The organism is Phyllobacterium sp. 22552 (genome assembly GCF_052044585.1).
In the GTDB taxonomy this organism is placed as follows: Bacteria; Pseudomonadota; Alphaproteobacteria; order Rhizobiales; family Rhizobiaceae; genus Phyllobacterium; species Phyllobacterium ifriqiyense.
On sequence record NZ_JBQENG010000003.1, the window covers coordinates 345,732 to 372,552 of the forward strand.

The window sequence follows — 26,821 nt, forward strand, 5'->3', positions numbered from 1 at the left end:
CAAAGGCTGGAGGAACTCAATGTCACGCACACTCGCACCATTCGCCTTTCTTGCTGCTGCATCGCTATTTGCAGGATCAGCAACGGCACAAGAAACAACAAGTTACTCGCTGGAGAAAACCGCAGACGGTTATGTCCGGATGAATAATAAAACTGGTGAAATGTCGATCTGTCATGAAAAGCTTGGCCAACTGGTCTGCAAAGTTGCAGCGGAAGAACGCACGCTTTACGAAGAAGACATTGCCGATCTGAAGGCTCGTGTTGCCAAGCTGGAAGATACGGTGGCCGGAATCGGCAAGCTGCCGCCGGTGGTCCGCGATAATCTTCCTTCAGATGAGGATTTTGAAAAAGGCCTGAGCTACATGGAAAAGTTCATGCGGCGCTTCATGGGATTGGCCAAGGAACTCGATGGCGAAAACAAGGATGCGCCGTCAAATCCGGCTGTTCCGCAAAAGACCTGAAATGCCTTGATTTTTGACAGTAAGTTGGCAGTAGGCATTGTGTATTGAATCGCATTTGTTCTTGATTTGTTCTGCAACTTCGTGCACCTTTATCGCTTGGAATTCTTCTCTGGGAGCGATGAAATGTTTGCCGTACCAACATTGATTGGAGAGGTTTCGATCAGGCTTTTTGTGCGACATGGTGATCAGCAGGATGCCCTCGATTTTTATGAGAATGTATTCGGGGCAAAACTGGCGGGGCGTCCTTATTTGCATGACGGTGTTTTGATTGCCGCCGAAATACGCATGGGTGAATCGGTAATTATGATTGTGGGAGCCAACCCGAAACGTGATGCTGATGCCTCGCTGGGTGGTCCTCGCTCTGCCCATGCTATTGGCGCAACACCCGTTATGCTGGATATCCATGTGGATGATGCGGATCGCGTGATGCATCATGCAATCTCGGAAGGTGGAACGGCACGCAACGAAGTGGAGACGCTTGAGAGCGGCGATCGCGCTGGCGTGCTGGTCGACCCGTTCGGCCATATTTGGGTCATCAAGTCACGCCGCAAGCATCTGGCAGCGTGACTGGTCAGAAAATGGATGCCGGCCTTTTATACTGCCGACATCAGGTGGCAAAGCGTTTCGTCGCCGCCACAAGCTCATGCACTATCCCGGGTTCGCTTACCGCATGTCCCGCATCTTCCACGATACGCAAGTCGGCTTCCGGCCACACCTTCTTTAAATGCCATGCGTTCAGAAGGGGAGTGCACATGTCGTAACGGCCATGCACGATGATCCCTGGAATATCGCGGATCAGATGTGCATTGCGCAGCAAATGATCATCCGTATCGAAAAAGCCCTTGTTCTGGAAGTAATGGCATTCGATACGCGCAAAAGCGATGGCGAAATGGTCGGAGGCGAAGGCATCCGCTCTGGCGGGATCAGGTAGTAGGGAGAGGGCTGAACCTTCCCAGCGCGCCCACAGCTTGGCCGCAGCCAGGCGCACAGCTTCATCAGGATCGGTCAGGCGCTTGTAATAGGCCGCGATCATATCGCCGCGCTCTTCTTCAGGAATATGCTCCTGATACGCTTCGAAGCGATCCGGGTATATAATGCTGGCACCGTTTGAATAGAACCAATCAATCTCGAAGCGGCGAATAAGGAATATGCCGCGCAAGATAAGTTCGGTTACTTTTTCAGGATGGGTTTGCGCATAGGCCAGCGCAAGCGTTGATCCCCATGATCCGCCGAATATTTGCCATTTCTCGACGCCAAGATGCGCACGAATACGCTCCATGTCGGCGACCAGATCCCATGTCGTATTCTCATTCAATTCGGCATAGGGCGTTGATTTTCCGCAACCACGCTGATCAAACAGAATAATACGATAAAGTTCCGGGTCGTGCAGCCGACGCATGGTGGGGTTTATCCCACCACCCGGACCGCCGTGAATCATGATGACAGGTTTGCCATCAGGATTACCGCACTCTTCCACGTGGATTGTGTGCAATTCGGAAACTTCCAACATTTCTTCCGAATAAGGCTGCGCCTCAGGGTAGAGAGTATGTGTGATCATCCAGTTCTACTTTCAAACTTTTCCCCACAAGCGATAATCGCTTGGGAATAAGATTTTAACAAGGCATTTCATTTCTCTGACCCTAATAGGTTTGAGTAGGGCGCAGTAAAATTGCGACCTGTAAAAATCTAGTTGATATATCAGATGAATTGGATTTAGTCGTTTGAATTAGATATTTCGCATTAATAACTGCAGTTATTTTCAATACCAAGGGATCGTTTGGACTATGAAATATACAATTGTCATTGTGGATGACCATCCCTTGTTTAGAGGCGCTTTAAAATTAGCGCTTTCCTCTTCAAACGAACATGTAGAAATTATTGAAGTTGGCGATCTTGATGGTGCCAAGCGTCTTATTGAGTCATCGGCCGAGATTGATCTTGTATTACTGGATCTCTCATTGAACGGCATTGGTGGGATGACCGGTCTTATCACCTTGCGGGCGCTGCAGCCACTTGTTCCGATAGCTATAGTATCAGCCACGGATGATCCGGTAACCATACGGGCTGCGCTCGGACTGGGCGCTTCCGGATTCATTTCCAAATCCTCCACACCAGATGTCATTAATGCAGCCGTGCAAACCATTCTTGACGGGGGTATCTGGTCCCCATTGGATGGAAGCGAAGAAGGTGAATTGGACGCCGATTTAGCCGATCTGATCCGGTGTATCCGCAAGTTGACGCCGCAGCAGGCGCGCGTGCTCGATATGATGGCGGATGGAATGCTGAACAAGCAGATCGCCCATGACCTGAATGTGTCAGAAGCCACAATCAAGGCCCACGTTTCTGCGGTGCTTTACAAACTGGGCGTGGAAAGTCGCACCCAAGCCGTTATCAGGCTGGCCCGGTTCAGGGACGAAATGCAACCGGTGGAACTGCCACAGGGCTAGAGTAAAATTTGGCCTAACCTTCGAGGATCACTCGGCTGCGATACTTTGCCGGAAATGTGAGAGCAGCGCGCGCAATATGGCTGGCCGCACTGGCTTGTTGATCAGCGATACACCCAATGCGGCTGTCCGGCGCTGGACCTCTTCAGATCTGTCGGCTGTAATCAACGCCGCATCAATATCACTGCCATAATAGTCCCTTGCCGATTGAATGACGTCGAGTCCGTTCTCGTCCTCGAGATTATAGTCAGCCAGAATAGCATCAGGCGGGGACTTGTTTTTAGAACAATACTCCAGGACTGCTTTGCCCGTTCGAAATGCCACTATGCTGCAACCCCAGGCATTCAACAGTTCTTGCAGACCAGCCAGCGAATCCGCATTATCGTCAATGCAGACTATGCGCATTCCTGTCAGCGAACTCGCTGGACGCAGTGTGGACGCGGTTTCACTGGAGGATAAGGCAAGTTTATCGGAAAGCGGCATCGTGACTGAAAATATCGAGCCCTTGCCGACAACCGACTGTACGTTGATACCCAAGTCAAGGATTTTGCCAATCCGTTCCACGATAGACAGACCAAGGCCAAGTCCATCAGATTCTTTCATGCCTTCTGATAACCGGGCAAACTCATGGAAAATATAATCGAGTTTTGACTGGGCAATACCTATGCCTGTGTCACAGACACTCAGCTGTGCAGATTGGCCGCGTTTACGCATGCCCACCAATATTTTGCCGCTTCGGCTGTATTTAATCGCATTGGAAATCAGGTTTTGGATCAGACGTCGCAGCAAGTTGCGATCCGTCGTTACGATAGCAGAGGTTTGCACGAGGCGAAGATCCAGCCCTTTTTCACGCGCTGCGGGAGCAAAATCCCTGACTATCTGCTGCAGGAGCGGATCAAGGCGAAAGACAGACATGACCGGTTTCAATGCGCCCGTATCCAGCCGGGAAATATCGAGGAGTGCACTGATGATGGACTCGACAGCTTCAAGCGATGAGTCAACATTTTGTACAAGCTCTCGCTCACGCAAATCGCCCAAGCGTTCGATCAATGCCGATGAGTAAAGGCGCGCGGCATTTAACGGTTGAAGAATATCGTGGCCGGCATCTGCCAGGAAACGGGTTTTCTCGATATTGGCCTCTTCCGCACGCTTTTGGGCCTTCGCCAATTGCTGATTGGCCAATGTCAGTTCGCTTGTGCGATCGCGCACGCGCTGTTCGAGAGACTCGTTTGTTTGCCGCAGTAATTCATCAGCATTGATGGTGTCGCTGATATCAGTGAAGGTAGCAACCAATCCGCCGTCAGGCATGGCGTTGGAGCGAATTTCGATGGTTTTTCCGCTGATTCGGAGCTTCACGCGCAGGGGTTCTTTGGCATTGATGAACGCGTCCATATTGAGCGGCTGTTGCGTGTTCAAACTATCCCCATTGCGAAATAATGCGGTCAGAATCCGGTCGAGCGGTGTCCCCATCCGCTGTTGTTCACTGAGCAAATCCAAAGTGAGTTGAAACTGCAAATTCCAGCAGCTCAAGCGATATTGACTGTCGAAGACGCCAATTCCCTGATCCATCTGGTCCAAAGCGGTCTGGAGAAGCTGGCGGTTCTGCGAGAAGGCATCGGTAGCGTGATCCAGCAGAATTTGCGCCTGCCGTTGCGCTGTGCTGGCCGGTCCCATCGCCAGCGACAAGATCAGTCGGGCTGATGGTGGCCCAACGATGCCGGACAAAAACTGTTCGGCAAAATGTATGGTGTTAAAGTCCGCCGGTTCATCATCGCCCAGCGTGATGTTCGACTGTTTGTAGAAATTGTTGAAAGCAAATTCCGTCTGCGCGCTGCCAATATATTTTGCCAGCGTAGCCTTCAATTGCCTGACCGTGAGGTTCGATTCCACACTATTGAGTGGGTTTTTTGAATGAACCTTATCTGCAATGAATATCGATGCCTGGATGCGTTCGCTTGGAGTAGCGGTTCTGGAAACCGATCCGAGGATGAAGAGCGCAACATTCACCACCAGCGTCCAGAAGAGACTATTGACCAGTTCGGATGTCTCGAAGCCAAACAAGGCCTGTGGTCGTAGCGTTACAATGCCGAATGGGCCATTGGTGAGAAGACTGGAATCCATCGGCACGAGACTTGGCAGGGCCATCGTGTACAACCAGATGGAAATGCCTCCGAATATGCCAAGAAAAACGCCGCGCGCATTGGCACGGCTCCACAGCATTCCACCCAAAAAGGCAGGAGCAAGCTGGATCATGGCCGTGGCGGAGATAAGTATCAGTGATGCAAAGCTCACATGCACCGAAAGGACAAATTGATAGCCGAATGCGGCCAGAAGAATCGCGAAAACAACGACGCGGCGGAGCCCAAGAATGATTTTTGAATAATCCTTGGCTGCATTTGTGCCCACCGATGTCCGTTTCAGAACAAGCGGCAAAAGCAGGTCATTTGAAATCATGACGGACAATAATATCGATGGAAACAGCATCATTGTCGCGGCTGCTGCCAACCCGCCCGCAACCCCGATTATTGCCAGCCAGAATTGTCCTGCGGCCACAGGCAGCGCCAGGAAATAGAAGTCGACGGAAGCATTGGCCGGAAGAACGATCGAGCCAACAGTCGCTATGAGAAAGATGAAAACTCCAAGGACCAGCATGGTTGCCGAAATGAACCAGCGGGCCGTGCGCAGCTCGCTATCATTCCTGTTTTGAACGATGATGAGATGAAATTGACTGGGGAGAAGAAATACTGAAGACACTCCGAATATGACAAGACTGATGAAGTCCCCAATGGAAAACTCATGCTTGAGAGCGGTTATGTGGCTTGGATTGGTCGAAATCATAGCAAGAATTTCTGACGGCGAGCCGAAGAGCCAAGTGGCAGTGGCTATTCCAATGGATAAAATCGCCGCATATTTGATCACAGTGTCCAAGGCCAAGCTATGAACGATTCCATTGTAGCGCTCTGCTGAAGGATTGGATCGACCGCTGTAAAAGACAATGAACACGGCGATCAGTGCGATAAACAAAAATGGGACGACAAGGTGGTCGGTGTGGTCATGGCCGGTTTGCGGCGTATAAGCGCCTGCCAGCACGTCGAAGAGGTAGTGAATCGAACTCATCAACAGGGCGAAATAGGGGATTAAACCCACGGTCGTGATGGATGTTACGACGGCGGCCACCAGGAAGCTTTTACCGTATCGCGCACCAATCATGTCGGAAATCGAAGTGATACCTTCTGCCCGCGCCAACTGTCGCAATTTGAGCAGGAAGGGGAAGCCGACAGTAAAGATCAGTAGAATTCCCACATACAGACCAACAAATTCTATGCCATGCAGTACAGCGTAGCCCGTCGACCCGTAATAGAGCCAACTACTGCCACTCGCGGCAATTGCGAGTGAATATAGCAATGGGCGTGATCGGTTTATTGTGGCTTCGCTCTGATGATCCGTAATGTAGATCGTACAGAATTGTATCGAGAAGTAGAGAATCGCGACGATTATCGCGGTCCAGCTTGCCATTCGCTATGTCCCCGTATTGGGCCGAAAACGTTGAGTGATTTACGCTGAAGCAAGCGAGTCAGCCGGCAAATCAGCTGTAGAAACATTCAACCGGTCTATTAATTAATACGCAAATTCTGGTAGTGTGGCGCTTGGAATAAAGACTATCTGGGGCGGATGATTCGCTTTATCACACAATACTGGAGAGTGGTATATCATGCTAAAGGAATTCAAAGAATTTGCCTTGAAAGGTAACATGGTTGATCTTGCAATCGGTGTGATCATCGGTGGCGCTTTTGGCAAGCTGGTAGAATCCATCGTAGCTGATCTGTTGATGCCAATTATCGGCCTCTTGACCGGCGGTATTGATTTTACAAATCTCTACATCCAATTGTCGGGTGCTCCGGCCCCAACCCTTGCAGCTGCGCGCGAAGCCGGTGCAACCATTGCTTACGGCAATTTCATCACTCTCCTTATCAACTTCCTGATCATCGCCTGGGTGTTGTTCATGGTGGTTAAAGCCATGAACAGATTCAAGAAAAAGGAAGTGGCGGCCGATCCCACTCCAGCCAGAGAAGAAGTTCTACTTACGGAAATTCGCGATCTGCTTGCGAAGAAATAAGTTTTCCCCAAACCCCAGCCAGCAAGCTGGGGTTTTTCTTTTGTCATCTTCTGTCAGCAGCACATCATTTCGGCTGATGGAAACATCACAAATATCCGCGTGATAAAAGACCTGCGTTGCGTTAGGCCTTCTGCTCAATGGGTCTCTACGGAATGATCCTTGGGGACCTGCAAAATATTGAGTGGGAAGCGCCATGAGTTTAATTCAACATCTCCGGCACGAAGCGGCAGTGGCACCGGAAAGCGGCATCGTCGCGGTTATGAACCACGGCAGAAAGCAGGAGGGAGTTATTCCTCTCTGGGCCGGTGAGGGCGATCTTCCGACCCCGGAATTCATACGGGCCGCAGCGGGCGAAGGTCTTGACAATGGCGAGACATTTTACACTTGGCAACGCGGCATTCCCGAGTTGAGGCAGGCTCTATCCGACTATTATAAGCGTCATTTCTCTGTCGATCTTCCTGTCGAGCATTTCTATGTGACAGGCTCAGGCATGCAGTCCATTCAACTCGCCGTGCAAGCCACCGCCGGGACGGGCGATGAAGTTATTTATCTTTCTCCCGCATGGCCAAATTTTGCTGCCGCCGCCGCCATTGGCGGAGCAACGCCCGTTGCGGTGACGCAGGATTTTACCGGCAATGGCTGGACCTTCGATCCGCAAAAGATTCGCGATGCAATCACGCCAAAAACCAAAGCTTTGTTTATCAACACGCCATCCAACCCATCCGGCTGGACTGCGGATGTGGAGACATTGCGGGAGATGCTGGCAATAGCGCGCCAGCACGGCCTATGGATAATTGCCGATGAGATTTATGCGCATTTTTACTATGGCGCGCGCAGGGCTCCGTCATTCCTTGATGTCATGGATCCGGAAGATCGCATCATCTTCGTCAATAGTTTTTCGAAGAACTGGGCCATGACTGGATGGCGGGTGGGGTGGCTCGTTGCCCACCCTTCGCTCGGCCAGACCATTGAAAACCTGATTCAGTATTCCACGTCAGGTGTTGCGCAATTCATGCAGCGTGGGGCCGTAGTCGCGCTGAATCAGGGTGATGATTTCATCCGTTCGCAGGTAGAACGCGCCCACAAGGCTCGCGATATCCTGTGTGCCCGCCTGGCTGCCACGGGACGTGTGCACCTATCGCCACCTGCCGGCGCATTCTATCTCATGTTCGGAATTGAAGGCATTAGCGATTCTTATCGGGCTGCCTTCGATATTGTCGACCAGGCGAAGGTTGGCCTCGCGCCCGGAACAGCTTTTGGCGATGGAGGAGGGGCCTTTTTGAGGCTTTGCTTCGCCCGTAGGCTCGATGAGATTGAGACCGCTGCCGATCGACTGGCCGAATGGATCAGGTCCCGGTAGCGGACGGCCTTATCAGCCGCCTGCCTTGGATACGGCCAGCGTTACCACCCGGTCACTGGCTTCCACAGGTGTCGCTTCTCCGGTGGAGAATGGAATGCCGAGCGCGGTCCAGACTTCCACGAGGGCATCCTTCAGCTCAACAATCAGCTCATTGCTGTGGAACGGTGTTGGCGTAATGCGCAGCCGTTCGGTGCCGCGAGGAACTGTCGGATAGTTGATCGGCTGGATATAGATGCCATGCTTTTCAAGCAGGCGATCACTGGCCTTCTTGCACAACTCCGGATCGCCCACGTGAACCGGCACAATATGGGTTTCTGAGGGCATGACCGGAAGATTGGCCTGTGCAAGAACATGTTTGGTCAATTGCGCCTGTTGCTGGTGCAATCGGCGCTCTTCCTGAGACACCTTCAGGTGCCGGATGGATTCTGTCGCGGCAGCGGCGATCACCGGCGGCAAGGCCGTTGTGAAGATAAAGCCCGGTGCATAGGAACGAACTGCATCGATGACACTTTTGGGCCCGGTTATATAGCCGCCCAAGGTGCCGAATGCCTTTGCCAGCGTTCCCTCAATAATGTCGATTCGATGCGAAAGGCCTTCGCGATCGGTGATTCCACCGCCCCGCTCGCCATACATGCCGACCGCATGAACCTCATCAATATAGGTCATGGCATTGTATTTTTCGGCAAGATCGGCAATGGCATCAATGGGGGCGATATCGCCATCCATCGAATAGACAGATTCGAACACAATCAGCTTGGCGCGTTCGCGTCCGGCAGCCTTCAGGAGTTCTTCCAGATGCGCCAGATCATTGTGACGGAAAATGCGCTTCTCTGCACCCGAACGCTTGACGCCCTCGATCATGGAAGCGTGGTTCAACTCATCGGAAAAAATCAGGCAGTTGGGCAGAAGCCGGGCAATGGTTGAAATCGAAGCTTCGTTGGAAACAAAGCCCGATGTGAAAACAAGCCCGGCCTCCTTGTCGTGAAGATCGGCAAGTTCAGCTTCAAGCTCGACAAGCGGGTGATTGTTGCCTGAAATATTGCGGGTGCCGCCAGCGCCCGAACCCATGCGGCTCGACGCGTCATGCATCGCTGCAATCACCTTGGGATGCTGGCCCATGCCGAGATAATCATTGGAGCACCAGACAGTAATCTCGCGCGTGTCCTCCGCCGAGCGCCAGAGCGCGCGCGGGAACTTTCCCACAATCCGTTCCAGATTGGCAAAGACTCTATAGCGCTTTTCAGCATGCAGCTGGTCAATAGCGTCTTCGAAAAAACGACGATAGTCCATGAAGTGCTCCTATATGCTTCATTTACTACCGTTTTTGCCCGCCAAAATCCACGACTGCGGGGTGGGCAATTTGCCACGCTTCGCATAATGCGCAATGGACAGTGGAAACCTTATGGAAATGCTGGCCTATCAGCAGCCTGCACTTGATAATTACGCAGGACAATGCCGGGGGGCCATCCCCCGGCGATTGCTTACGTCAGAAACGCACGGCGATATCGGCGTTGACACCATTGGCATGGCCCGATTGCAAGAATTGGCCTGTATAAGTTACACCCAGTGTCGTCCGTTGGCTGACATTAAAGTCCATTCCTGCCTCGATGAAGGCGGCATCACGCGCCGTGGGCAGCCCTTCAACCGTGAAGGGGGATGCGCCTGCAAACGACAATCTTTGTTGCGGTGTCAGGTCACCGAAGCCATGATTCCAGCCTATCGTACCGCGCAACATGGCTGAAATATCGCCACTAAAGACCATTTGGTAGGAAGCGCGCAGACCGAGTGTCGAGCTTGTACTGTCTGTCCTGTTTGCGAGCGCCGCAAGCTGACTGACCGCACCACTTTCCTCAAATGCCTCAGTTTTGACCGAAGCATGCCTGATACCGGCAAATGGTTCGACCACAAGCCCCTGCGCAGGTTTGAACTCATAGCCGAGTTCGCCGAAAACCTGAACCGAGTTCGCGCCATAATCCGCATGATGGTCGCCGTTAATATTACCGAAATGCACTTCGCGCTCGGTTTCGATCTCGTGATGAGCTAGATTGACGCCGAAGCGCAAGCCAAGCGCATCCCAGTTTGCCCCGCCATAGACACCCATCTGGTAGCTGTCTATATTGGCTTTGCCATAGGCGTTATTGACGGAACTGCTGCCATAGCCTCCCAGCAGACCGGCACGCCACTGTGCACCGAGAAAATCATCCTCGATGATACCGTCAAAGCCGGTGACCAGACCGCCCGTCTTGCTGCTGACGCCGCTTGCATTGCCATTGCCATCAAGCCGCGCCCAGGAGCCGTAGCCCTGTCCCCAAAGCTGCGTTGTCGCTTCTGGTTCGGTGAGGGCGAAAGCTTCAGGGATTTTCGTCCGGTCCGGTCCGTAGGCAAGAGGTGCCACGCTGACAGACTGCGCCGACTGCCCCTTGGTAGCAATGCCGTCAAATGCACTGCGGATACGGCTTGCGGCAGCATCGCCTATCATCTGATTGTTCTGCACAAGGGTATTGCTCAAGGAGGCATGAACCTCACCGGTCAACGTGTCATAATCCAGAGGCCTGTCCTTTGTGGAGAATAGAACAGTATTGAAAAGCGGGCTTTTTGTGCCAAAGGACTTGAACCCGCCCCAGACGCTGCGGTGGTTACTGGAACTCGCGTAAATGGGGTCCTCCAGCGCCAGCATCCTGTTCAAAACCGATTTGGTCGGATCAAAAAGGACATTGACGTTTTTCGCATCCTGAATGAGAGACGGGCTAATAAAGTTGAACTGTGGAGAAACCGCTTCAAATTGGCCCTCTACTCCACCATTCGCATGTAAAATCTCATATTGTTTGAGAAATAGCTGCTCGACCTGCTCCGAGGTGAGTAACTCGGGGTGACCAAGCATGCGGAGCTGAACATGGCCGCCGCGCAACATGGCCTTGCCACCTATGTCGATTCGATCGGCAGAGGATAGATCATCAGCAATCTCAATATCGAGCAGAGCCCCTTTTTCTATGGTTGCGTCACGGGCGATGCGAAGATCACCTATACGATCCCTCGTTCCAGGAGCAATCTTGGAGCCCGTTTCCGCATGAAGCGAACCGACGCTCCCATTTCCGTCTATGAACGTATTACCTTGGGCGGTAACGTCCGAAATCAGTGAACCGGTAACACTCAATCCGCCATGCGAAATTGTTGTTGGACCGGTATAGGTGCTGTTACCCGTTAAAATGGTCACGCCCGTTCCCAATTGCACCACAGTGCCTTCGCCGCTGATCGAGCCGGCAAAAGTATAACTATTAGATCGGTTGAAACCGAGCTCGGCTCCTTTGGATACCGCAACATCCCCGACGATAGAGCCGCTCAGTCCGCCATTTCCAAGCTGAAGCTTTCCTCCCTCGATGAAGGTTTCGCCCGTATAATTATTGGCATCGGTCAGCGTGAGGGTCGCATCATTCAATTTGTATAGAGCATTGTTGCCGTTCAGCTGATCGCCGAAGGTGAGGTCGTTTGTCGGAAAGAAATAGTGGCGCCTCGTGTCGTAAAAGCCTTCAGGTGATGAGAAGTAGGATCCGGCAAGGTCAGGGTGCTGCCAATGGGTGGCGAAATAATTCGCGATATATCCATGCGCACGCGTGGTCGCATGAACGCCGTCCCAGAAGAGATAGCCAGTTTCCAATGGCGTTGGATTTAGCCGACAGGTTTCATCGTCAATGCATTTATCGGTTGTATTTGAGAAGCCGAAGGCGCGCGGGTACCGCGTAACAACACCCATAAGCTTCAGCATGTCAGGCTTATAGATCGTCACCTCGCCGGAGTGCTTTGCCTCGAAATTGGCTGCAACCGATGCGATCGTATCGTTTATTACCTTTGTCAGGGCGCGAGCTGTATCACCATTGTTTTTGAACTCGGGAGTCAGGGAGGCATCCGGCACATTTGGCAGCAGGAAAATGCGCCCATTGGCAGAATAGAGCGTCTCCAGCCCTTGCTCCAGATTGTCTTTCACTTCCTTCACCAAGGGGGCAGGATTTGCACCAGACGCGAGGAGCTTGCTCAGCGCAAACAAATCATTGCCGCCGAACCAGCTGACAATAAGCGTATCCTTTTCGATGTGAGCGTAATCCAATTCTTCCAGCTGATCGAGTAAGCCGGGGATGAGCAGTGTTGAAATAAGGTCATCACCCTTACGCCCCACGCGCGCGCCCCCGACGGCATAATTCATCGACGAGCTGTCAGAAGCAGGCTGCGCTGGATATTCCCAAAGGTGTCCCGTAGCCTGTGCAAGGGTGCTCAGGTATTTAAGTCCAACATCATTTTGTTGGTAAACAGCCTCAATGAGCGCTCTTGATATAAGCTTGTCGACATTGTCGGGATAGCTTGTTGCTTGGACCTGATCACCCGCAAGATACTGGTTCCAGACCGGGCCGTTGCTAAACCTGCCAAACGGCATATTGGCGCCATACTCTGCCATGCCTTTGATTTTGTTCTCAACGTCTTTCAGGGTAGCAACAATCGCTTTCTTGGTCTCAGAAGACAGAGACTTGCCGAGCGTAGCTAAAGTTTGCCTGGGAACAGAGTATGGAGGCTCGGAAAATGCAAGAAGAGCATTAGAATACTCAAATAGTTTCCACCAGTCGAAATCTGGAGTGTCCGCAGGAGGAGACTCAATCGAACCAGAAATATCTCTGAGCGTCTGCGTTATTTTTTGCTGGTTTTGCCTAATGAGGTCCAGTGGTGGTTTCAGCGCCCCTATATCCGAAAGGCTGTCGCCAAATGTAACCATTCGCTTAAAGGGAAAGGGCTTGTTTACAAATTCTTCTGCCTGGGCCTGCGTAATGCACAAAGCCGCCGCAACAATTGCCAGAGTGCTTACCCTGTTGAACTTCCGTAAAATGCTCAATTTAAAATCCTCCCAGTATAAAAAATACGCAATGAAACTCGAGCTGTGCGCAGACACGCGGACGGCATGTCAGTATGAAGCAAGAATCGCAGATGATTTCTTTGGCTGGATAACATTCCGGCCTAAATCAATTGTTCTTTAGTATATATCGGTGACAACGTCAGAAATTTTCAACTGATCGCATTATAAGATTAGAATAATACAAAAAAATATTTTTGTAGAAACGCGATTCATAATAAATCATCCCAAATTTATATGAAGTAATATCTTTAATATAAACGTTATTTGGCAAATGACGTCAAGCTACTGTAAGTTGCGGATGGTTGATCTTCACTCTAGTTTTTCGGCGAGCATTCAGCAGCAAGGTTCGGTTGAAGGAATGGGCCGGTAAGTATCTCAGCAATTGGACGTATAAATGACCGGAAACCGGATAGAAATGCGTTCCGAGGCAGTCACAAGGCTTTTCCGTTGCGCCAGATGCTGCAATATAGGTTGGAGTGAGGACATAAAGGATAGGCGATCGCAATGACTGTACTTGTGACGGGTGGTGCTGGATATATAGGCAGTCACATGGTTTGGGACCTGCTTGAGGCTGGCGAATCTGTCGTCGTCGTTGATGCTCTTTCCACCGGTTTCAAATGGGCGGTGCCGCCTGAGGCAAAGCTGGTCGTCGGGGACATTGCCGATCAGGCACTGATGCGTCAGACCATTGAGCGCAATTATGTCGACGCCATCATCCATTTTGCGGGTTCCGTCGTTGTGCCCGACTCTGTCCGCGACCCGCTCGCCTATTATGAAAACAACACGTCAAAATCCCGCACGCTTATTGACGCCGCAGTTAAGTCTGAGGTCAAGAATTTCATCTTTTCGTCAACCGCCGCTGTATATGGCGATGCTGGTCTGCTGCCGGTAGATGAGGAACATCCCCCCCGTCCGGAATCGCCCTATGGCCTGTCGAAGCTGATGACCGAATGGATGTTACGTGATACCGCCGCAGCCCATAATTTTCACTACACGGCCCTGCGTTATTTCAACGTCGCGGGTGCTGATCCAAAGGGCCGCACGGGCCAGTCAACCCGTGGCGCAACACATTTGATAAAGATCGCCTGTGAAACCGCGCTTGGCAAACGCCGTTTCATGGAAGTCTTTGGCAATAATTATTCCACGCCCGACGGCACCTGCGTAAGAGATTACATACATGTCTCTGACCTGGTTGCAGCGCACCGTCTCGCGCTGGAGCGGTTGCGTTCGGGGGGCAGCAGCATGGTAGCCAATTGCGGCTATGGCCGTGGTTATTCTGTCAAGGAGGTCATTGCCAGTGTTGAGCGCGTACACGGTGCGCCGATCGATGCCCGCCCCACCAGTGCGCGACCGGGCGATGCCGCCTCGGTTGTGGCCGACAGCAGCAAGGCCCGCAATGAGCTGGGCTGGGTGCCGCAGCTGGATGATCTGGACAAGATCGTTGAGTCCGCGCTGAAGTGGGAGGCGGCGTTGCAATTCCGCAATCAACGATAGGTCAGGGGGACAGGCTATTCCTTTGGCTCTTTTTTGAAGGGCAGCATCAGCCGCAGCGTCAGGAATGTGAACAGTGAAATGATGATCGCGACATCATAGCTTGCCAGCCCAGCCGAAATGCCAATGGCGCCTGTTGCCCATATGCTTGCCGCCGTAGCCGTCCCGCGCACGGAATTCTTCAATTGGAGGATGGCGCCGCCGCCAATGAAACCGACACCGGTAATCAGGCCCTCAACAATGCGGGCCATTGCCTCGGGATTATCAGTGGTCAAATGCTCCGTCCCTTGGATGACACCGCAACTGGCAAGCGCCACCAGAGGGAAAGTCCGCACGCCGGCGCTGCGCTCTTCCGCCTCGCGCTCAATGCCAATCGGGACTGCAAGCGCATAGGCTATAAAGAGGGCAATCACGTGCGGAACGACAGGCAAGGAATTGAGATAATGGAACGTCTCGATCAATGAATTTTCCCCTGAAATGATTTGGCGGTTAACGTTTGGCACGACCAGACGTTCCACCAAGCTGTTGAAAACCGGGGAGATACGTTAGGCTGCGGCGCAGCGACACATTGCGTTAAGACCTTGCAATGTAGGAAAAGGGGAACCTTCGTCGTAGCGAACGGGTTTAAAGGACAAGAAAGTTGGAGTCTAAAACAATGGACGGCAGCAACCGGACCTACGAAAAACAACTCTCTCAAATATTGCGACGACATATATCGCAGTCTTGTTACCGGTCGGCAATTAGAGCTGCCGGAATATATAAAATAGAAGAAACCGTGCCTGAAAGCCTGCTGGATCAATTGAAGCGGCTTGATGATGCAGAACGGAATCGCCAAGGATAGACTATCAATTTTATTGCAGACCAAACAAAAAGCGGGCCGTTAAGCCCGCTTTTGTTTTTTATGCCGATCAATTCAGGCCGCGAGTGCAAGACCGTTGGTCTGTTCGATGGCCGATGAAACGGCTTTCGCTTCTGCATCCGCACCCATGGCAACGCCTTCGATGCGAATAAATTCCACGTCAGTCATGCCGATAAAACCAAGCGCTGTCTTCAGATAGGGTGTGGCATGGTCAAATGATGCGCCCGGACCATTGGAGTAAACGCCGCCGGAGGCGAGAATGACATAAACCTTTTTGCCGGTTACAAGACCTTTGGGACCCTCTGCACCGTAGCTGAAGGTTTTGCCGGAACGCATAACGTGGTCGAGCCACGACTTAAGCGTCGACGAGATGTTGAAATTGATCATGCCGGTTGCCAGAACGATGGTGTCGGCCGCCATAAGCTCATCGACAACCACATCAGAGACACCCACCACCTTTGCTTGTGGGGCTGTACGTGTTTCCTCGGGTGTGTAGATGCCTGCCGCAAAATCGGAATCGATATGGGGAAGGGGAGTGGTGGCGAGGTCACGTGTGACGAGTGTATTGCCAAGCTTTGCCGAAGCCAGCTTTTTTGCAAATTCGGTTGCAACACGGGTTGAGTGAGATGCTTCACCGCGTGGGCTCGAAGTAACGAGAAGAATGGATGACATCGTATTGTCCTTTCAGGAACGAAACTGATAGGCAATATTTGGCACTGGACATTTATCTATAAAACTGGGAAAATATCTATTGAACCCATCGATAAGATAGATATTTAAATGCTGCCCAATCCTACACTTGATCAGTTGCAAGTCTTTGTAGCAGTTGCCGAAACCGGGAGTTTCTCGTCCGCCGCAAGACGGCTCAATCGTTCGCAGTCAGTAATCAGCTATACAATCGCCAATCTGGAAGCACAGCTCGAATTGCAGCTTTTCGAGCGCGGCGGAGTACGGGAACCGCGATTGACTGATGCTGGCACAGCCATGCTTGAGGATGCGCGGCGCATGATTTCGGTGCTTCAAAACCTGCGCTCGCGGGCCGAGGGTTTAAAACAGGGGCTGGAAGCGGAAATTGCAGTGGCGGTGGATGTCACTCTGCCGTCGCCTGTCCTCATTGCTGTGTTGACTGCATTTCAAACGCAGTTTCCCACGGTCAGCCTGCGTTTGCACGTCGGCGCACTGGGTGTTGTCTGGGATCTGGTTCTCAAGAAGCAGGCGGATATCGGATTTGGCGGGCAGCCATTGGAGCCTTACGACGAGTTGGCCATTGGCCGCTTGGGGCAAACAACGATGATGCCTGTGGCAGCGCCTGATCACCCGCTGGCACTATATGAAGGGCCGGTGCCATTGGCTGTTATCCGCAACCACATCCAATTGGTGGTGACAGATTTGAGCGAACATACAAAGGGTAAGGACTTTGGCGTGTTTGCCTATAAGACGTGGCGCCTGACTGATGTCGCGACAAAGCATTCGCTCATGTTGGCTGGCCTTGGCTGGGGTGGTTTGCCTAAATGGATGGTCAAGGATGATATTGCCGAAGGCAGGCTTGTTCCCCTTGATCTGGAGCCCTATCCGGAACTGCCTTATAATTTAGTTGTTCTTCATCCTGTTGATGCAGCAATGGGCCCCGCAACGACGTGGATGGTTGAACGATTCAAACAAGAGCTGGCAAAGTTCGATTAAAGCCAGATGACCAATACAAGCCACTCAATATCGCCTTGTACTGCGATCGGAACTGTCTTCGGCAATATAGGAATGGGAATTGTCATAGGCATCGCAATTGGCCTTGTTCCGGGCAAAACCGACGATAAGGAATAGCCATATTGTCTGCTTGGAAAACTGGTGCTGCGAGAGAGGATTGAACTCTCGACCTCTCCATTACCAATGGAGTGCTCTACCACTGAGCTACCGCAGCCGATTTGCGAACGCGGCGGACTTCTGGCATATCATTGCTGAAATCGCAAGCAAGCAATCGTAATCTCTTGGGTAAAATATCCATAGAGAGCAAAAAACATAGGCTGGCTACCGGCAGATTGCTGTCGGCACTGGTCAAAATACCGGATAAAACCAATGTCCTTATTGCCCAAAAACCCGAGCCGCGAACAAGAGGAGCGGGAAAAACGCCGCTCGGAACAACTGCGCGCAAATCTTGCGCGGCGCAAACAGCAGACGAGATCGCGCCGCTCAGGCGCTGAAGATGGGCGCGATGAAGGTTTGAAAGCCGCGGCGTCGCAAAATGAGTCAGCCGATAGCGAAAAATAGAGCATTATTTTTCTGCCTCTCCTTCTTTGACGCAGAAACGACGCACTCACAATCAAGATCGAAAGATCTGTGTAAAGCCGATTCGAAGATCAGCGTTATGCACAGCAATGACAAGCCTTTCTTGAACCAGCACACGTGATGGTTTAAATGAACCCGCTCTGCAAAGGGCCTTTAACGACAGGACGGGTATTTCCCCCGCGAAAGTGACAAATTATGGATCGCATCAAGATTGTTGGCGGTAACAAGCTCAACGGCATCATTCCTATTTCGGGCGCCAAGAATGCGGCCCTGCCGTTGATGATTGCTTCTCTTTTGACCGATGACACGCTGACGCTGGAAAACGTGCCGCATCTGGCGGATGTCGAGCAGCTTATCCGCATCCTTGGCAATCACGGGGTTGATTATTCCGTCAATGGACGCCGCGAGCGTCAGGACGGCGCTTATTCACGCACGATCCATTTTACTGCACGCAATATCGTCGATACCGTAGCACCCTATGAGCTTGTCTCCAAGATGCGGGCAAGTTTCTGGGTTATCGGGCCGCTTCTCGCCCGTATGGGCGTTGCAACCGTTTCTTTGCCGGGCGGTTGCGCAATCGGTACCAGGCCGGTTGATCTGTTCATTGATGGCCTGCGCGCTCTCGGTGCCGATATCGAGATTGAAAACGGCTATGTCAAAGCCAGCGCGAAGGGCGGTCTTGTCGGCGCGCGCTACGTGTTCCCGAAAGTATCGGTCGGTGCAACCCATGTTTTGATGATGGCAGCAACGCTCGCCAAAGGCGAAACAATCATTGAGAATGCCGCACAGGAGCCCGAAGTCGTCAATCTGGCTGACTGCCTGAATGCCATGGGTGCAAAGGTCAGCGGCGCTGGCACGGCGACGATCACAATCGAGGGCGTAACAAGTCTTTCCGGCGCGCGCGTCCGCGTCATTCCTGATCGTATCGAGACAGGAACCTATGCCATGGCTGTGGCCATGACGGGTGGCGATGTCATCCTGGAAGGCGCCGATGCCAGTCTTTTGACTGCTGCCCTCGCAACGCTCGGCCAGGTCGGCGTTGAAATTTCAGAAACCAATTCCGGCTTGCGCGTTGTGCGTAATGGCCATGGCATCATGCCCGTCGATGTGACGACGCAGCCATTCCCGGGCTTCCCGACCGACTTGCAGGCGCAGTTCATGGGCCTGATGACCAAGGCCAAGGGCACGTCCCATATTACCGAAACCATCTTTGAAAACCGCTTCATGCATGTGCAGGAATTGGCTCGGCTCGGTGCCAAAATTTCGCTGTCAGGTCAGACCGCGAAGATCGAGGGTGTCGAGCGCCTACGCGGTGCGCCGGTCATGGCGACAGATCTGCGTGCATCTGTTTCGCTGGTTATTGCCGGTCTTGCGGCCGAAGGAGAGACGACGGTCAATCGCGTCTATCATCTCGACCGCGGTTTTGAGCGTCTCGAAGAAAAGCTGACACGTTGCGGTGCGGTGGTTGAGCGCATCAGCGACTGATCATCCGGAATTTCCACGTCGATTATGCATCTTGCATAATTCCCTTTGCCTTCGCTTTCCTCTAACAGGGAAGAGAGCAGGCTTCCTCACCGGAAGCCCTGATCCCGCAAATTAAGGCAAAGGGTAGACATGGACACTCTCAAACTCATCGCGCTTGATGAGGAAGATCTGCAAATCCTATCTGCGCATCTGCAGGATTCCGTGCTTAAAGTCAGCGATATCGACTATCTGGTAGCGGAAAAGAAGCTGGTACTTGGCGTCAATCGCTTCGTCTGGGAACTGGCCGATGATGGCAAGCGCCATCGTAGTTTCGAGCGTCGGCGTACAGCACTCCATTTTGGTCAGGTCTTGAGTCTCAAAGCCACGGGCATCGACCGCCATTATCCGGATGACGTTCTTTCCGTATTGGCAATTCGTTTCATCGTTACCGAGGCTCCATCCGGGTTTATCGAGCTGGTTTTTGCCGCCAATAAAGCCTTGCGTCTCGAAGTTGAAGCTATTGAAGCCCAAATGGCGGATTTGGGCCCGGCCTGGGAAACACAATCGCGTCCAGAGCACGAAGTCTAGCTTCTGACCCTAAGGAATATGTATCGTGGCAATTGTGCTGAAACAGTCTGACTCTGACTTTAACGAGAGTTTTTCCGCATTTCTTTCGACTAAACGCGAGGTCTCCGAAGATGTTGACCGCGTGGTCGAGACGATTATCAAGAATGTTCGCACCAATGGTGATGCGGCGCTGATTGACTACTCGAAGCAATTCGACCGTATAGATTTGGCGCAACATGGTATCGCCATTTCTGCGGACGAGGTTAATGCCGCTATGGAATCGGCGCCGCAAGCAACGGTCGAGGCACTCAAGCTTGCGCGCGATCGCATCCATTCCCACCACGCAAGGCAAATGCCCAAGGATGACCGTTATACGGATGCATTGGGCGTTGAACTTGGCTCGCGCTGGACCGCAATTGATTCAGTCGGGCTCTATGTTCCAGGCGGTACTGCGAGCTATCCAAGTTCTGTCTTGATGAATGCTGTTCCGGCACAAGTGGCGGGTGTTGAGCGCATTGTCATGGTGGTTCCCTCACCAGACGGCAAGCTCAACCCGCTGGTTCTGGTTGCAGCGCGTCTTGCTGGCGTCTCCGAGATTTACCGTGTGGGCGGCGCGCAGGCGGTTGCGGCACTTGCCTACGGCACGGAAACCATTGCGCCGGTCGCCAAGATTGTCGGCCCCGGAAACGCCTATGTGGCTGCTGCCAAACGCCGAGTTTTCGGCACTGTCGGTATCGACATGATTGCCGGCCCATCCGAAGTTCTCATTTTAGCCGATGCTGATAACAATCCGGATTGGATCGCTGCTGACTTGCTGGCTCAGGCCGAGCATGACAGCGCCGCGCAATCAATTCTCATAACGGATGATGAGACTTTCGGTGAGGCGGTCATGGCCGCTGTCGAGCATCAACTCAAGACATTGCCGCGCGGCCAGACCGCGAGCGAGAGCTGGCGGGATTATGGCGCGGTCATTTTGGTCAATGATTTGCCGTCAGCTTTGCCTCTGGTCAACCGCATCGCGCCGGAGCATCTGGAGATTGCAGCCGCCGATACAGAAGAGCTTTTGGCCGGCGTCCGCAATGCAGGCGCGATCTTTCTTGGCCGTTATACCCCGGAGGTCATCGGTGACTATGTTGGTGGTTCCAACCATGTTTTGCCCACAGCCCGTTCAGCCCGTTTTTCTTCGGGGCTTTCCGTGCTTGACTATGTCAAGCGAACCTCCATTCTGAGGCTTGGCGTTGAGCAACTGCGTGCCTTGGGACCGGCAGCGATTGAACTGGCGCGTGCGGAGGGGCTTGATGCGCATGGCAATTCGGTTGCAATCCGGTTGAACCTTTAGGAATCTGATGACGGCAAGTGATGCGAGATTGATCGATGTGGAACTGGACGACACGATCGGCCGTTCAACACCCGACGTCGAGCATGAACGAGCGGTCGCAATTTTTGACCTTATCGAAGAGAATAGTTTCCGTCCTGTCAGCGATGAGGGGACAGGGCCCTACAAGCTGAAGATTTCTTTGGTCGAATCACGTCTGATTTTTGCGATTTCACGGGAAAGCGGCGACGATGTTGTCACGCACATCCTTTCGCTCACTCCTTTACGCAAGGTCATCAAGGACTACTTCCTTATCTGCGAAAGCTATTATGATGCCATTCGCGCATCCAGCCCGAGCAAGATCGAAGCCATCGATATGGGTCGGCGAGGGCTGCACAACGAGGGATCGCAGGCTCTGATGGATCGACTTGGCGGCAAGATAGATGTCGATTTCGACACTGCCCGCCGGCTTTTTACACTGGTATGTGTGCTCCATTGGCGGGGATAGGCGCACCCGTGCCGGGAATGCCCGACCATCTGCCGGATGATGCGGCAGGTGGCAAACCGAGGATTCCGGGCGCCGTTCTTTTCATATGCGGCATGAATGCCATTCGCTCTCCCATGGCCGAGGCACTGGCTCGAAAAATACTGCCGTCAAAGGTCTATGTGGCATCAGCGGGCGTTGAAAAGGGCGATCCCGATCCCTTTGTGGATGCCGTGCTCGAAGAAATCGGATTGAAGCGGCTGTCCGTAGCGCCGCGCACCTTCAAGGAGCTTGAAGACGATTATTTCGATCTGATTATTACATTATCACCCAAGGCGCACCATATGGCTCTGGAGCTGACCCGGACGACGTCGGTGCATGTGGAATATTGGCCCACGCCTGACCCGACATTGGTGCGCGGTCGCAGGGATCAGATTCTGGACGCTTATCGTGATGTTCGGGATCATCTGAAACAACATATTGAGGATCGTTTCGGTCCATTGACTTGATACTCTTGTGCGTCCGTACAATTGGATCGAACTCCCTTGTTCACAAATGCTACGCAATACTATAGGTTCCGCGCAAAATTGCGGTCGAACACGGCCGCAAATTCAATTTCTGGAGATAGAACTACGCATGGCGAAAGAAGAAGTACTGGAGTTTCCTGGCCTCGTGACGGAGCTGTTGCCCAACGCGATGTTCCGGGTAAAGCTCGAAAACGATCATGAAATCATTGCTCACACGGCTGGGCGCATGCGCAAGAACCGTATTCGTGTTCTGGCAGGCGACAAGGTTCTGGTTGAAATGACCCCCTATGACCTCACCAAGGGTCGCATCACCTACCGTTTCAAGTAAACGTCCTTCAGCCTGTCCGCAGGAATTCTCTTTATGAGCGATCAGCACAAATTCGTTCTTGCCTCCGGTTCGCCGCGCCGCCTGTCGCTGCTTGGTCAGATCGGTATTGAGCCGGATAGTCTGCTGCCCGCCGACGTGGACGAGACGCCGCTACGGGCGGAGCACCCGCGTTCGCTGGCGCGTCGGCTTTCCCGCCTGAAGGCGGAAAAAGTTGCCGCAGAACTGAAGGAAAGTGCCGAGCTTGGCAAGGCCTATATCCTTAGCGCTGACACGGTTGTCGCTGTCGGGCGGCGCATTTTGCCGAAGGCGGAAATACTTGATGATGCGACCGCATGCCTACGTCTGCTGTCCGGTCGCTCCCACCGCGTCTATACGGGCCTTTGCCTGATAACGCCGGCAGGAAAATTGCGTCAGGACCTCATTGAAACCCGCGTTCGCTTCAAAAGGCTTTCGCGGGAGGAGCTGGAAAGCTATCTTGCGTCAGGCGAATGGCGCGGCAAGGCAGGCGGCTATGCAATTCAGGGTTTGGCGGGCAGCTTCGTTATCAAGCTGGTCGGCTCATACACCAATGTTGTTGGCTTGCCGCTTTATGAAACCTTGAACCTTTTGCAGGGTGAAGGGTTTCCCGTTTATGCCAATTGGCAGGCCTCAGGCCACTAGCAACTATATGTTTCCAATGGACTGCAATAGTGACTGACAACAAAAACAGTATGGCGAATGTTACGCCCCTGCGACCGACACGTCCTTGCCCCGAATGCAAGCGGCCATCCCAACGTGAACACTATCCATTCTGCTCGTCACGTTGCCGCAATGTAGACCTTAATCGTTGGCTGACGGGCGCCTATGTATTGCCCGCCGTCGAAAGCTCGGAAGACAGCGACGGCGAAGAAGACATGTAGCTGTCGGCCCGGGGGGGCTGACGAGCTCTAAAGTCTTATCACCCGCTGCGTTGCAGGCTGCGACAATACAATATTGATAGCCCGCAATGCGCTTATGCTATCTGCTATCGGCATGATAGCAGAGCCGGTTTTGCCCTGCCTCATCGCATCCATCAATGCAATTGCTTCAAACTGGCGGCCATTGCCGTCAAAATCGTATTCCTCAACAGTCCGGCCCGGCACAGGAAGGCGATCCAGTATTTTTCCGATAGTTCCGCCTGGGCCTGATAGAGGGCTGAACAGCGCTTGCCGGGAAAACCCCTGGTAGATCGTCAGTTCCCTTGCCTCGGTGAACGGAGTATTCAGCCGAATCGTGCCGGTTGTGCCCTCGATGATAAAATGATTCTTGCCATTTCGGTCGAAGCCGCAGGAAAGTTCTGCTTTCACATGATCATAATGCAGCACGATTTCAGAACTTATGTCGATGCCGTTTGGGGCCGCATGCCACAGCCCCGAAACCTTTTGTGGTTGACCAAGGAAAAACATTGCCAAGGAAACACACGAGATCCCGAGATCCCGACTGGCACCGCCGCCCAATGATCTGCTGAAATAGCGCGTCTTGGGATCGTATGGATGTTCATAGGATAACTCGGCGGTTATTTTGCGGATTGCTCCGATTTCTCCGGCATCCACTTTGGCTTTCGCGGCCGCGATTGCTGGCAGGAATCTTGTCCCCATCGCTTCCATGGCGAATACATCGGCGCGGGTGGCTTCCCGTTCGATGACGGAGGCTTCCGTATGGGAAGGTGCGAGCGGCCTTTCCGTCAGAATCGCTTTGCCTGAGCGGATGGATTTGAGAGCCTGCGCCACGTGGACCGAATTTGGCGTTGCAATGTAAACCGCATCAATCTCGGGATCGGCTACAAATGCATCAATGTCGGAATAGGCACGCTTGCTGCCAAAGTTTTCTTGAAACCGTTTTGCATTGGCTGTTGTCCGCGAAAAATTACCCACAAGCGACGCGCCGGGCACCAGCGCCAGATCAGCGGCAAATTGTCCAGCAGTTTGACCGCTGCCAAGAATGCCCCAGCCAAAAGGCGTCGCTTTGGCGGTTTTATCCCCCGTATCAATCATATAAAACGAATCCTGTCTGTAACCCCATCAAGAACGCATCGATCTATGCCCTTTGCAAGAGGCAGAAAAACGGCGAAAAAATCCTTAGTTGATGCTGGACAGCAGGATTTTTAGTGTTATAACCCACCCGCTTCCAACGAAAACCAACGCGTCGGAATGGCCTGCCAACTTTGGCAGCCAAAAGTGCCCAGATAGCTCAGTTGGTAGAGCAGCGGATTGAAAATCCGCGTGTCCGTGGTTCGAATCCGCGTCTGGGCACCACTTTTTTCTTAATAAAATCAAAAAGATAGTGCTCGGTGGCGTGAGCTTCACATGCTTGTTTCATGTCACACTGTGTTGCACTCAATCCTCAGCATTTGCACGCGTTTCAAATCAGTGACGGCGAATCCATGCGACATGGATGCAACATGGATTGACGGATTCGCGGCTCTCTGCACTGATGTCGAGATAAAGAACCTAGCGGAAGCTGGAGCTTATTAATCACTGCAATCCTAAAAACAATCAGGGCAAGGGATGGACATGTCGTTTTGCTGATGTACTTTTTGTAGGACCTGGCGCAATGCTTTTATTTGGAAGTTATCTGGCTCGGCGAGGCTAGCAGCTGCTTTGCTCCAGGAGCGGATGCCCAGCCTTGAGTTGAAAGAATTACCGAATCGGAGCCGCAAGCAGCCAGTCCGGTCTTGGATACCAGCCACACGATTGCTGCTGTTACTCCCGTGCAACGAACATGGCTTTTCGGGTGCGGCGGCGCGGCCGAGCGGGAGTCCCCTCCAATCGGCACGCAGCCTGCGCTCAGGCACTCATGAAATTTTGCGTATTTCCTGCCCCATCCCTGAGAACCCCTCAAGGCCAGCGTGAATGCTCCAGGGGTGCGGCCGGGACGTTTCGCCGCCCTTGGACTTAAATAGTGTCCACGCACGTCAAATAGCCTACCGCACTTCATCATCTCGCAGCAAAATACGACGTTCCCTCAGTGCGAAATCGCCGTAACTACTCTCACGCTCCCACACCCTCACGCGCATGTACCAAGCGAGCTTGCGACCCTCTACAAGCTTAGCTGCTTCGTCCACCACATCCTTGTTCACTTCAGCTGCGGCGCCGCATCGTGTTGTGCCACCCCGCGGATAGCGAGGCGACCAATGGTCATGCCAGAAATATGTCCGTGAAAGCCTCTTGTCGTTCGACACGACCTCAAGCGTATCGCCGCTTATTTGCACTGATCGCCCAGATGGTGCGCAAAAGTCGGCAACTATTGGAATGGTGATCCCAAACCAGTCGGCCTGCCAATACCCGTGCGGGACAGGAAACAACCCGACACATATCGGGGCAGCCGACCCTGGCGCGCCATCCTGTAGATCGTCGCTTAAAGGTGACTTCGGAAGCGGGCCACGTATGTCGAGCCTTTCCTCGACGACGAGTAGGTCCATCGGCTCATAAAGTCCGACGTCTTCCCGAAGCTCGAAGTCGTCCGACACGAAGAAGGCGCCGATATATATGTCACCGTATCTCGCTTCTTCGAATGGAAGGGGTGATGTGAGCGATACGCAGCGCTCCTCCTGCCCGCGCGTTAGAACAACGAAGTCCTTCAGCAACCGCTCAAGATCGGCCTCCTTTGAAACAGATAGTGCGGGAAACTCGCCAAGCCAATCTGGCCTCGCGATCGGGTCGACATCAAACAGACCTGCAACGGCCGGAATGTGTTCAAAAACTTCCTGTTCTGCGTTCCGAACTGGCATTCCCCATTCAGCTATTGCGGCTGCAAGAGTACGGATGAATGCTGACCGAAAGACCTCTGCTTGCCGCTGCAGGTATTGGCCAACCACACCAGACCTAACTTCTCCAAAGCCGTCGAAATAGTAGGGGTACTTCGTATATCGTGTGCCGAGACGCTCGCGAAGCCTCTCCCATTCGTAGGCCCATTGCTCGTAGAAGGGTAGCCCGGTCCGTCTGCTAAGGTTCTGTAGCTTCGTCGTGAATATTGGGGGGAGATGCGCCGTTTTTACTTCTTCGAAGTACGCATCCGGTTCGAAATCCCATGGAAGACTTCCCGAGTAGGCTTCGTCCCATCCGCCCAGCTGTTTGCCCGGCCCGTAGATTCTCTCGAGAATTATGTCGCAAAGAATTGATGGCTGCTTGATGCGGCTCACCAACGCATCTCGTTCCGGGCGCGACGAGTGTGCTGTAAGGAACACAATCGTCAGAACAGAACAAACCTC

The 26,821-nt window shown here is 52.8% G+C and carries 24 protein-coding genes and 2 tRNA genes; 17 read left to right on the forward strand and 9 right to left on the reverse strand.

Features of this window, described 5'->3' with window-relative positions:
• Nucleotides 1-19: 19 nt before the first annotated feature.
• Together ACTJI9_RS08895 and ACTJI9_RS08900 are read left to right on the forward strand one after the other, a co-directional pair.
• On the forward strand, nt 20-460 hold the full coding sequence (locus ACTJI9_RS08895) for a hypothetical protein (protein ID WP_115051309.1): 441 nt from the start codon (nt 20-22) through the stop codon (nt 458-460).
• Between the two features lie 123 nt (nt 461-583).
• Nucleotides 584-1,027 carry a VOC family protein gene (locus ACTJI9_RS08900; RefSeq protein WP_115051308.1) on the forward strand — a complete coding sequence of 148 codons (444 nt, stop codon included), beginning with the start codon at nt 584-586 and terminating at the stop codon, nt 1,025-1,027.
• Nucleotides 1,028-1,067: 40 nt separating this feature from the next.
• Here ACTJI9_RS08900 and pip read toward each other — a convergent pair whose 3' ends face one another.
• The gene (gene pip, locus ACTJI9_RS08905) at nt 1,068-2,018 is read right to left on the reverse strand and encodes a prolyl aminopeptidase (RefSeq protein ID WP_440807334.1); all 951 of its coding nucleotides are present in this window, start codon (nt 2,016-2,018) and stop codon (nt 1,068-1,070) included.
• A 226-nt stretch (nt 2,019-2,244) separates the two neighbouring features.
• Here pip and ACTJI9_RS08910 point away from each other — a divergent pair, with 226 nt between their 5' ends.
• Nucleotides 2,245-2,907: a response regulator gene (locus ACTJI9_RS08910; RefSeq protein WP_115051306.1), complete on the forward strand. Its 663-nt coding sequence runs from the start codon at nt 2,245-2,247 to the stop codon at nt 2,905-2,907.
• Nucleotides 2,908-2,934: 27 nt separating this feature from the next.
• On the opposite strand, the gene ACTJI9_RS08915 is transcribed toward ACTJI9_RS08910, so the two are convergent.
• Nucleotides 2,935-6,420: a PAS-domain containing protein gene (locus ACTJI9_RS08915; protein ID WP_440807338.1), complete on the reverse strand. Its 3,486-nt coding sequence runs from the start codon at nt 6,418-6,420 to the stop codon at nt 2,935-2,937.
• A 196-nt stretch (nt 6,421-6,616) separates the two neighbouring features.
• Here ACTJI9_RS08915 and mscL point away from each other — a divergent pair, with 196 nt between their 5' ends.
• Nucleotides 6,617-7,021 carry a large conductance mechanosensitive channel protein MscL gene (gene mscL / locus ACTJI9_RS08920; protein WP_336440614.1) on the forward strand — a complete coding sequence of 135 codons (405 nt, stop codon included), beginning with the start codon at nt 6,617-6,619 and terminating at the stop codon, nt 7,019-7,021.
• A 193-nt stretch (nt 7,022-7,214) separates the two neighbouring features.
• Nucleotides 7,215-8,381, forward strand: a complete 1,167-nt coding sequence (locus tag ACTJI9_RS08925) for a pyridoxal phosphate-dependent aminotransferase (RefSeq protein ID WP_307282709.1) — start codon at nt 7,215-7,217, stop codon at nt 8,379-8,381.
• 12 nt (nt 8,382-8,393) lie between these two features.
• Here the strand turns inward: ACTJI9_RS08925 and hemA are convergent, their stop codons facing one another.
• The gene (gene hemA / locus ACTJI9_RS08930) at nt 8,394-9,671 is read right to left on the reverse strand and encodes a 5-aminolevulinate synthase (RefSeq protein ID WP_115051302.1); all 1,278 of its coding nucleotides are present in this window, start codon (nt 9,669-9,671) and stop codon (nt 8,394-8,396) included.
• A 196-nt stretch (nt 9,672-9,867) separates the two neighbouring features.
• A complete protein-coding gene (locus ACTJI9_RS08935) occupies nt 9,868-13,257 on the reverse strand; it encodes an autotransporter domain-containing protein (RefSeq protein ID WP_440807341.1) in 3,390 nt (1,129 codons plus the stop codon).
• 525 nt (nt 13,258-13,782) lie between these two features.
• Between ACTJI9_RS08935 and galE the strand changes: the two genes are divergently transcribed.
• A complete protein-coding gene (gene galE, locus ACTJI9_RS08940; RefSeq protein WP_115051300.1) occupies nt 13,783-14,772 on the forward strand; it encodes a UDP-glucose 4-epimerase GalE in 990 nt (329 codons plus the stop codon).
• 14 nt (nt 14,773-14,786) lie between these two features.
• Here galE and ACTJI9_RS08945 read toward each other — a convergent pair whose 3' ends face one another.
• Together ACTJI9_RS08945 and ACTJI9_RS08950 are read right to left on the reverse strand one after the other, a co-directional pair.
• Complete coding sequence (locus ACTJI9_RS08945; protein ID WP_115051299.1) at nt 14,787-15,230, reverse strand: MgtC/SapB family protein; 444 nt, start codon at nt 15,228-15,230, stop codon at nt 14,787-14,789.
• 452 nt (nt 15,231-15,682) lie between these two features.
• Complete coding sequence (locus ACTJI9_RS08950) at nt 15,683-16,300, reverse strand: FMN-dependent NADH-azoreductase (protein ID WP_337353588.1); 618 nt, start codon at nt 16,298-16,300, stop codon at nt 15,683-15,685.
• A 108-nt stretch (nt 16,301-16,408) separates the two neighbouring features.
• Here ACTJI9_RS08950 and ACTJI9_RS08955 point away from each other — a divergent pair, with 108 nt between their 5' ends.
• Nucleotides 16,409-17,311: a LysR family transcriptional regulator gene (locus ACTJI9_RS08955; protein ID WP_307282722.1), complete on the forward strand. Its 903-nt coding sequence runs from the start codon at nt 16,409-16,411 to the stop codon at nt 17,309-17,311.
• A 157-nt stretch (nt 17,312-17,468) separates the two neighbouring features.
• Here the strand turns inward: ACTJI9_RS08955 and ACTJI9_RS08960 are convergent.
• Nucleotides 17,469-17,543 (reverse strand) — tRNA-Thr (locus ACTJI9_RS08960).
• 155 nt (nt 17,544-17,698) lie between these two features.
• On the opposite strand from ACTJI9_RS08960, the gene ACTJI9_RS08965 reads away from it, so the two are divergent.
• From ACTJI9_RS08965 to yacG, 9 genes are all read left to right on the forward strand, one after another.
• The gene (locus tag ACTJI9_RS08965; RefSeq protein ID WP_115051296.1) at nt 17,699-17,890 is read left to right on the forward strand and encodes a hypothetical protein; all 192 of its coding nucleotides are present in this window, start codon (nt 17,699-17,701) and stop codon (nt 17,888-17,890) included.
• Nucleotides 17,891-18,103: 213 nt separating this feature from the next.
• On the forward strand, nt 18,104-19,393 hold the full coding sequence (murA, locus tag ACTJI9_RS08970) for a UDP-N-acetylglucosamine 1-carboxyvinyltransferase (protein ID WP_440807346.1): 1,290 nt from the start codon (nt 18,104-18,106) through the stop codon (nt 19,391-19,393).
• A 129-nt stretch (nt 19,394-19,522) separates the two neighbouring features.
• The gene (locus ACTJI9_RS08975) at nt 19,523-19,960 is read left to right on the forward strand and encodes a DUF2948 family protein (RefSeq protein WP_440807348.1); all 438 of its coding nucleotides are present in this window, start codon (nt 19,523-19,525) and stop codon (nt 19,958-19,960) included.
• A gap of 25 nt (nt 19,961-19,985) precedes the next feature.
• Nucleotides 19,986-21,278: a histidinol dehydrogenase gene (gene hisD, locus ACTJI9_RS08980; RefSeq protein ID WP_115051293.1), complete on the forward strand. Its 1,293-nt coding sequence runs from the start codon at nt 19,986-19,988 to the stop codon at nt 21,276-21,278.
• Between the two features lie 7 nt (nt 21,279-21,285).
• A complete protein-coding gene (locus ACTJI9_RS08985) occupies nt 21,286-21,762 on the forward strand; it encodes a UPF0262 family protein (protein ID WP_115051292.1) in 477 nt (158 codons plus the stop codon).
• A 17-nt stretch (nt 21,763-21,779) separates the two neighbouring features.
• Nucleotides 21,780-22,247, forward strand: a complete 468-nt coding sequence (locus ACTJI9_RS08990; RefSeq protein ID WP_115051291.1) for an arsenate-mycothiol transferase ArsC — start codon at nt 21,780-21,782, stop codon at nt 22,245-22,247.
• Between the two features lie 127 nt (nt 22,248-22,374).
• Nucleotides 22,375-22,593, forward strand: coding sequence for a translation initiation factor IF-1 (infA, locus tag ACTJI9_RS08995; RefSeq protein ID WP_008122731.1), 219 nt, complete (start codon nt 22,375-22,377; stop codon nt 22,591-22,593).
• 33 nt (nt 22,594-22,626) lie between these two features.
• Nucleotides 22,627-23,253 (forward strand): Maf-like protein, encoded by a 627-nt coding sequence (locus tag ACTJI9_RS09000; protein WP_440807351.1) that lies wholly within the window; start codon nt 22,627-22,629, stop codon nt 23,251-23,253.
• A 29-nt stretch (nt 23,254-23,282) separates the two neighbouring features.
• Nucleotides 23,283-23,492, forward strand: a complete 210-nt coding sequence (gene yacG / locus ACTJI9_RS09005; protein WP_370878797.1) for a DNA gyrase inhibitor YacG — start codon at nt 23,283-23,285, stop codon at nt 23,490-23,492.
• 27 nt (nt 23,493-23,519) lie between these two features.
• Here yacG and ACTJI9_RS09010 read toward each other — a convergent pair whose 3' ends face one another.
• A complete protein-coding gene (locus ACTJI9_RS09010; protein ID WP_440807355.1) occupies nt 23,520-24,605 on the reverse strand; it encodes a Gfo/Idh/MocA family protein in 1,086 nt (361 codons plus the stop codon).
• A 185-nt stretch (nt 24,606-24,790) separates the two neighbouring features.
• Between ACTJI9_RS09010 and ACTJI9_RS09015 the strand changes: the two genes are divergently transcribed.
• Nucleotides 24,791-24,866: transfer RNA gene (locus tag ACTJI9_RS09015), tRNA-Phe, on the forward strand.
• Between the two features lie 668 nt (nt 24,867-25,534).
• Here ACTJI9_RS09015 and ACTJI9_RS09020 read toward each other — a convergent pair.
• Nucleotides 25,535-26,752, reverse strand: a complete 1,218-nt coding sequence (locus ACTJI9_RS09020; protein ID WP_440807358.1) for a hypothetical protein — start codon at nt 26,750-26,752, stop codon at nt 25,535-25,537.
• Nucleotides 26,753-26,821: the final 69 nt, after the last annotated feature.

What these genes read in the sequence shown, in the direction of transcription:
- ACTJI9_RS08895 (WP_115051309.1), top strand. Translation starts at nt 20, where the DNA reads ATGTCACGCACACTCGCACCATTCGCCTTTCTTGCTGCTGCATCGCTA.
- ACTJI9_RS08900 (WP_115051308.1), top strand. Translation starts at nt 584, where the DNA reads ATGTTTGCCGTACCAACATTGATTGGAGAGGTTTCGATCAGGCTTTTT.
- pip (WP_440807334.1), bottom strand. Translation starts at nt 2,018, where the DNA reads ATGATCACACATACTCTCTACCCTGAGGCGCAGCCTTATTCGGAAGAA.
- ACTJI9_RS08910 (WP_115051306.1), top strand. Translation starts at nt 2,245, where the DNA reads ATGAAATATACAATTGTCATTGTGGATGACCATCCCTTGTTTAGAGGC.
- ACTJI9_RS08915 (WP_440807338.1), bottom strand. Translation starts at nt 6,420, where the DNA reads ATGGCAAGCTGGACCGCGATAATCGTCGCGATTCTCTACTTCTCGATA.
- mscL (WP_336440614.1), top strand. Translation starts at nt 6,617, where the DNA reads ATGCTAAAGGAATTCAAAGAATTTGCCTTGAAAGGTAACATGGTTGAT.
- ACTJI9_RS08925 (WP_307282709.1), top strand. Translation starts at nt 7,215, where the DNA reads ATGAGTTTAATTCAACATCTCCGGCACGAAGCGGCAGTGGCACCGGAA.
- hemA (WP_115051302.1), bottom strand. Translation starts at nt 9,671, where the DNA reads ATGGACTATCGTCGTTTTTTCGAAGACGCTATTGACCAGCTGCATGCT.
- galE (WP_115051300.1), top strand. Translation starts at nt 13,783, where the DNA reads ATGACTGTACTTGTGACGGGTGGTGCTGGATATATAGGCAGTCACATG.
- ACTJI9_RS08950 (WP_337353588.1), bottom strand. Translation starts at nt 16,300, where the DNA reads ATGTCATCCATTCTTCTCGTTACTTCGAGCCCACGCGGTGAAGCATCT.
- ACTJI9_RS08955 (WP_307282722.1), top strand. Translation starts at nt 16,409, where the DNA reads ATGCTGCCCAATCCTACACTTGATCAGTTGCAAGTCTTTGTAGCAGTT.
- ACTJI9_RS08965 (WP_115051296.1), top strand. Translation starts at nt 17,699, where the DNA reads ATGTCCTTATTGCCCAAAAACCCGAGCCGCGAACAAGAGGAGCGGGAA.
- murA (WP_440807346.1), top strand. Translation starts at nt 18,104, where the DNA reads ATGGATCGCATCAAGATTGTTGGCGGTAACAAGCTCAACGGCATCATT.
- ACTJI9_RS08975 (WP_440807348.1), top strand. Translation starts at nt 19,523, where the DNA reads ATGGACACTCTCAAACTCATCGCGCTTGATGAGGAAGATCTGCAAATC.
- ACTJI9_RS08985 (WP_115051292.1), top strand. Translation starts at nt 21,286, where the DNA reads ATGACGGCAAGTGATGCGAGATTGATCGATGTGGAACTGGACGACACG.
- ACTJI9_RS08990 (WP_115051291.1), top strand. Translation starts at nt 21,780, where the DNA reads ATGCCCGACCATCTGCCGGATGATGCGGCAGGTGGCAAACCGAGGATT.
- infA (WP_008122731.1), top strand. Translation starts at nt 22,375, where the DNA reads ATGGCGAAAGAAGAAGTACTGGAGTTTCCTGGCCTCGTGACGGAGCTG.
- ACTJI9_RS09000 (WP_440807351.1), top strand. Translation starts at nt 22,627, where the DNA reads ATGAGCGATCAGCACAAATTCGTTCTTGCCTCCGGTTCGCCGCGCCGC.
- ACTJI9_RS09010 (WP_440807355.1), bottom strand. Translation starts at nt 24,605, where the DNA reads ATGATTGATACGGGGGATAAAACCGCCAAAGCGACGCCTTTTGGCTGG.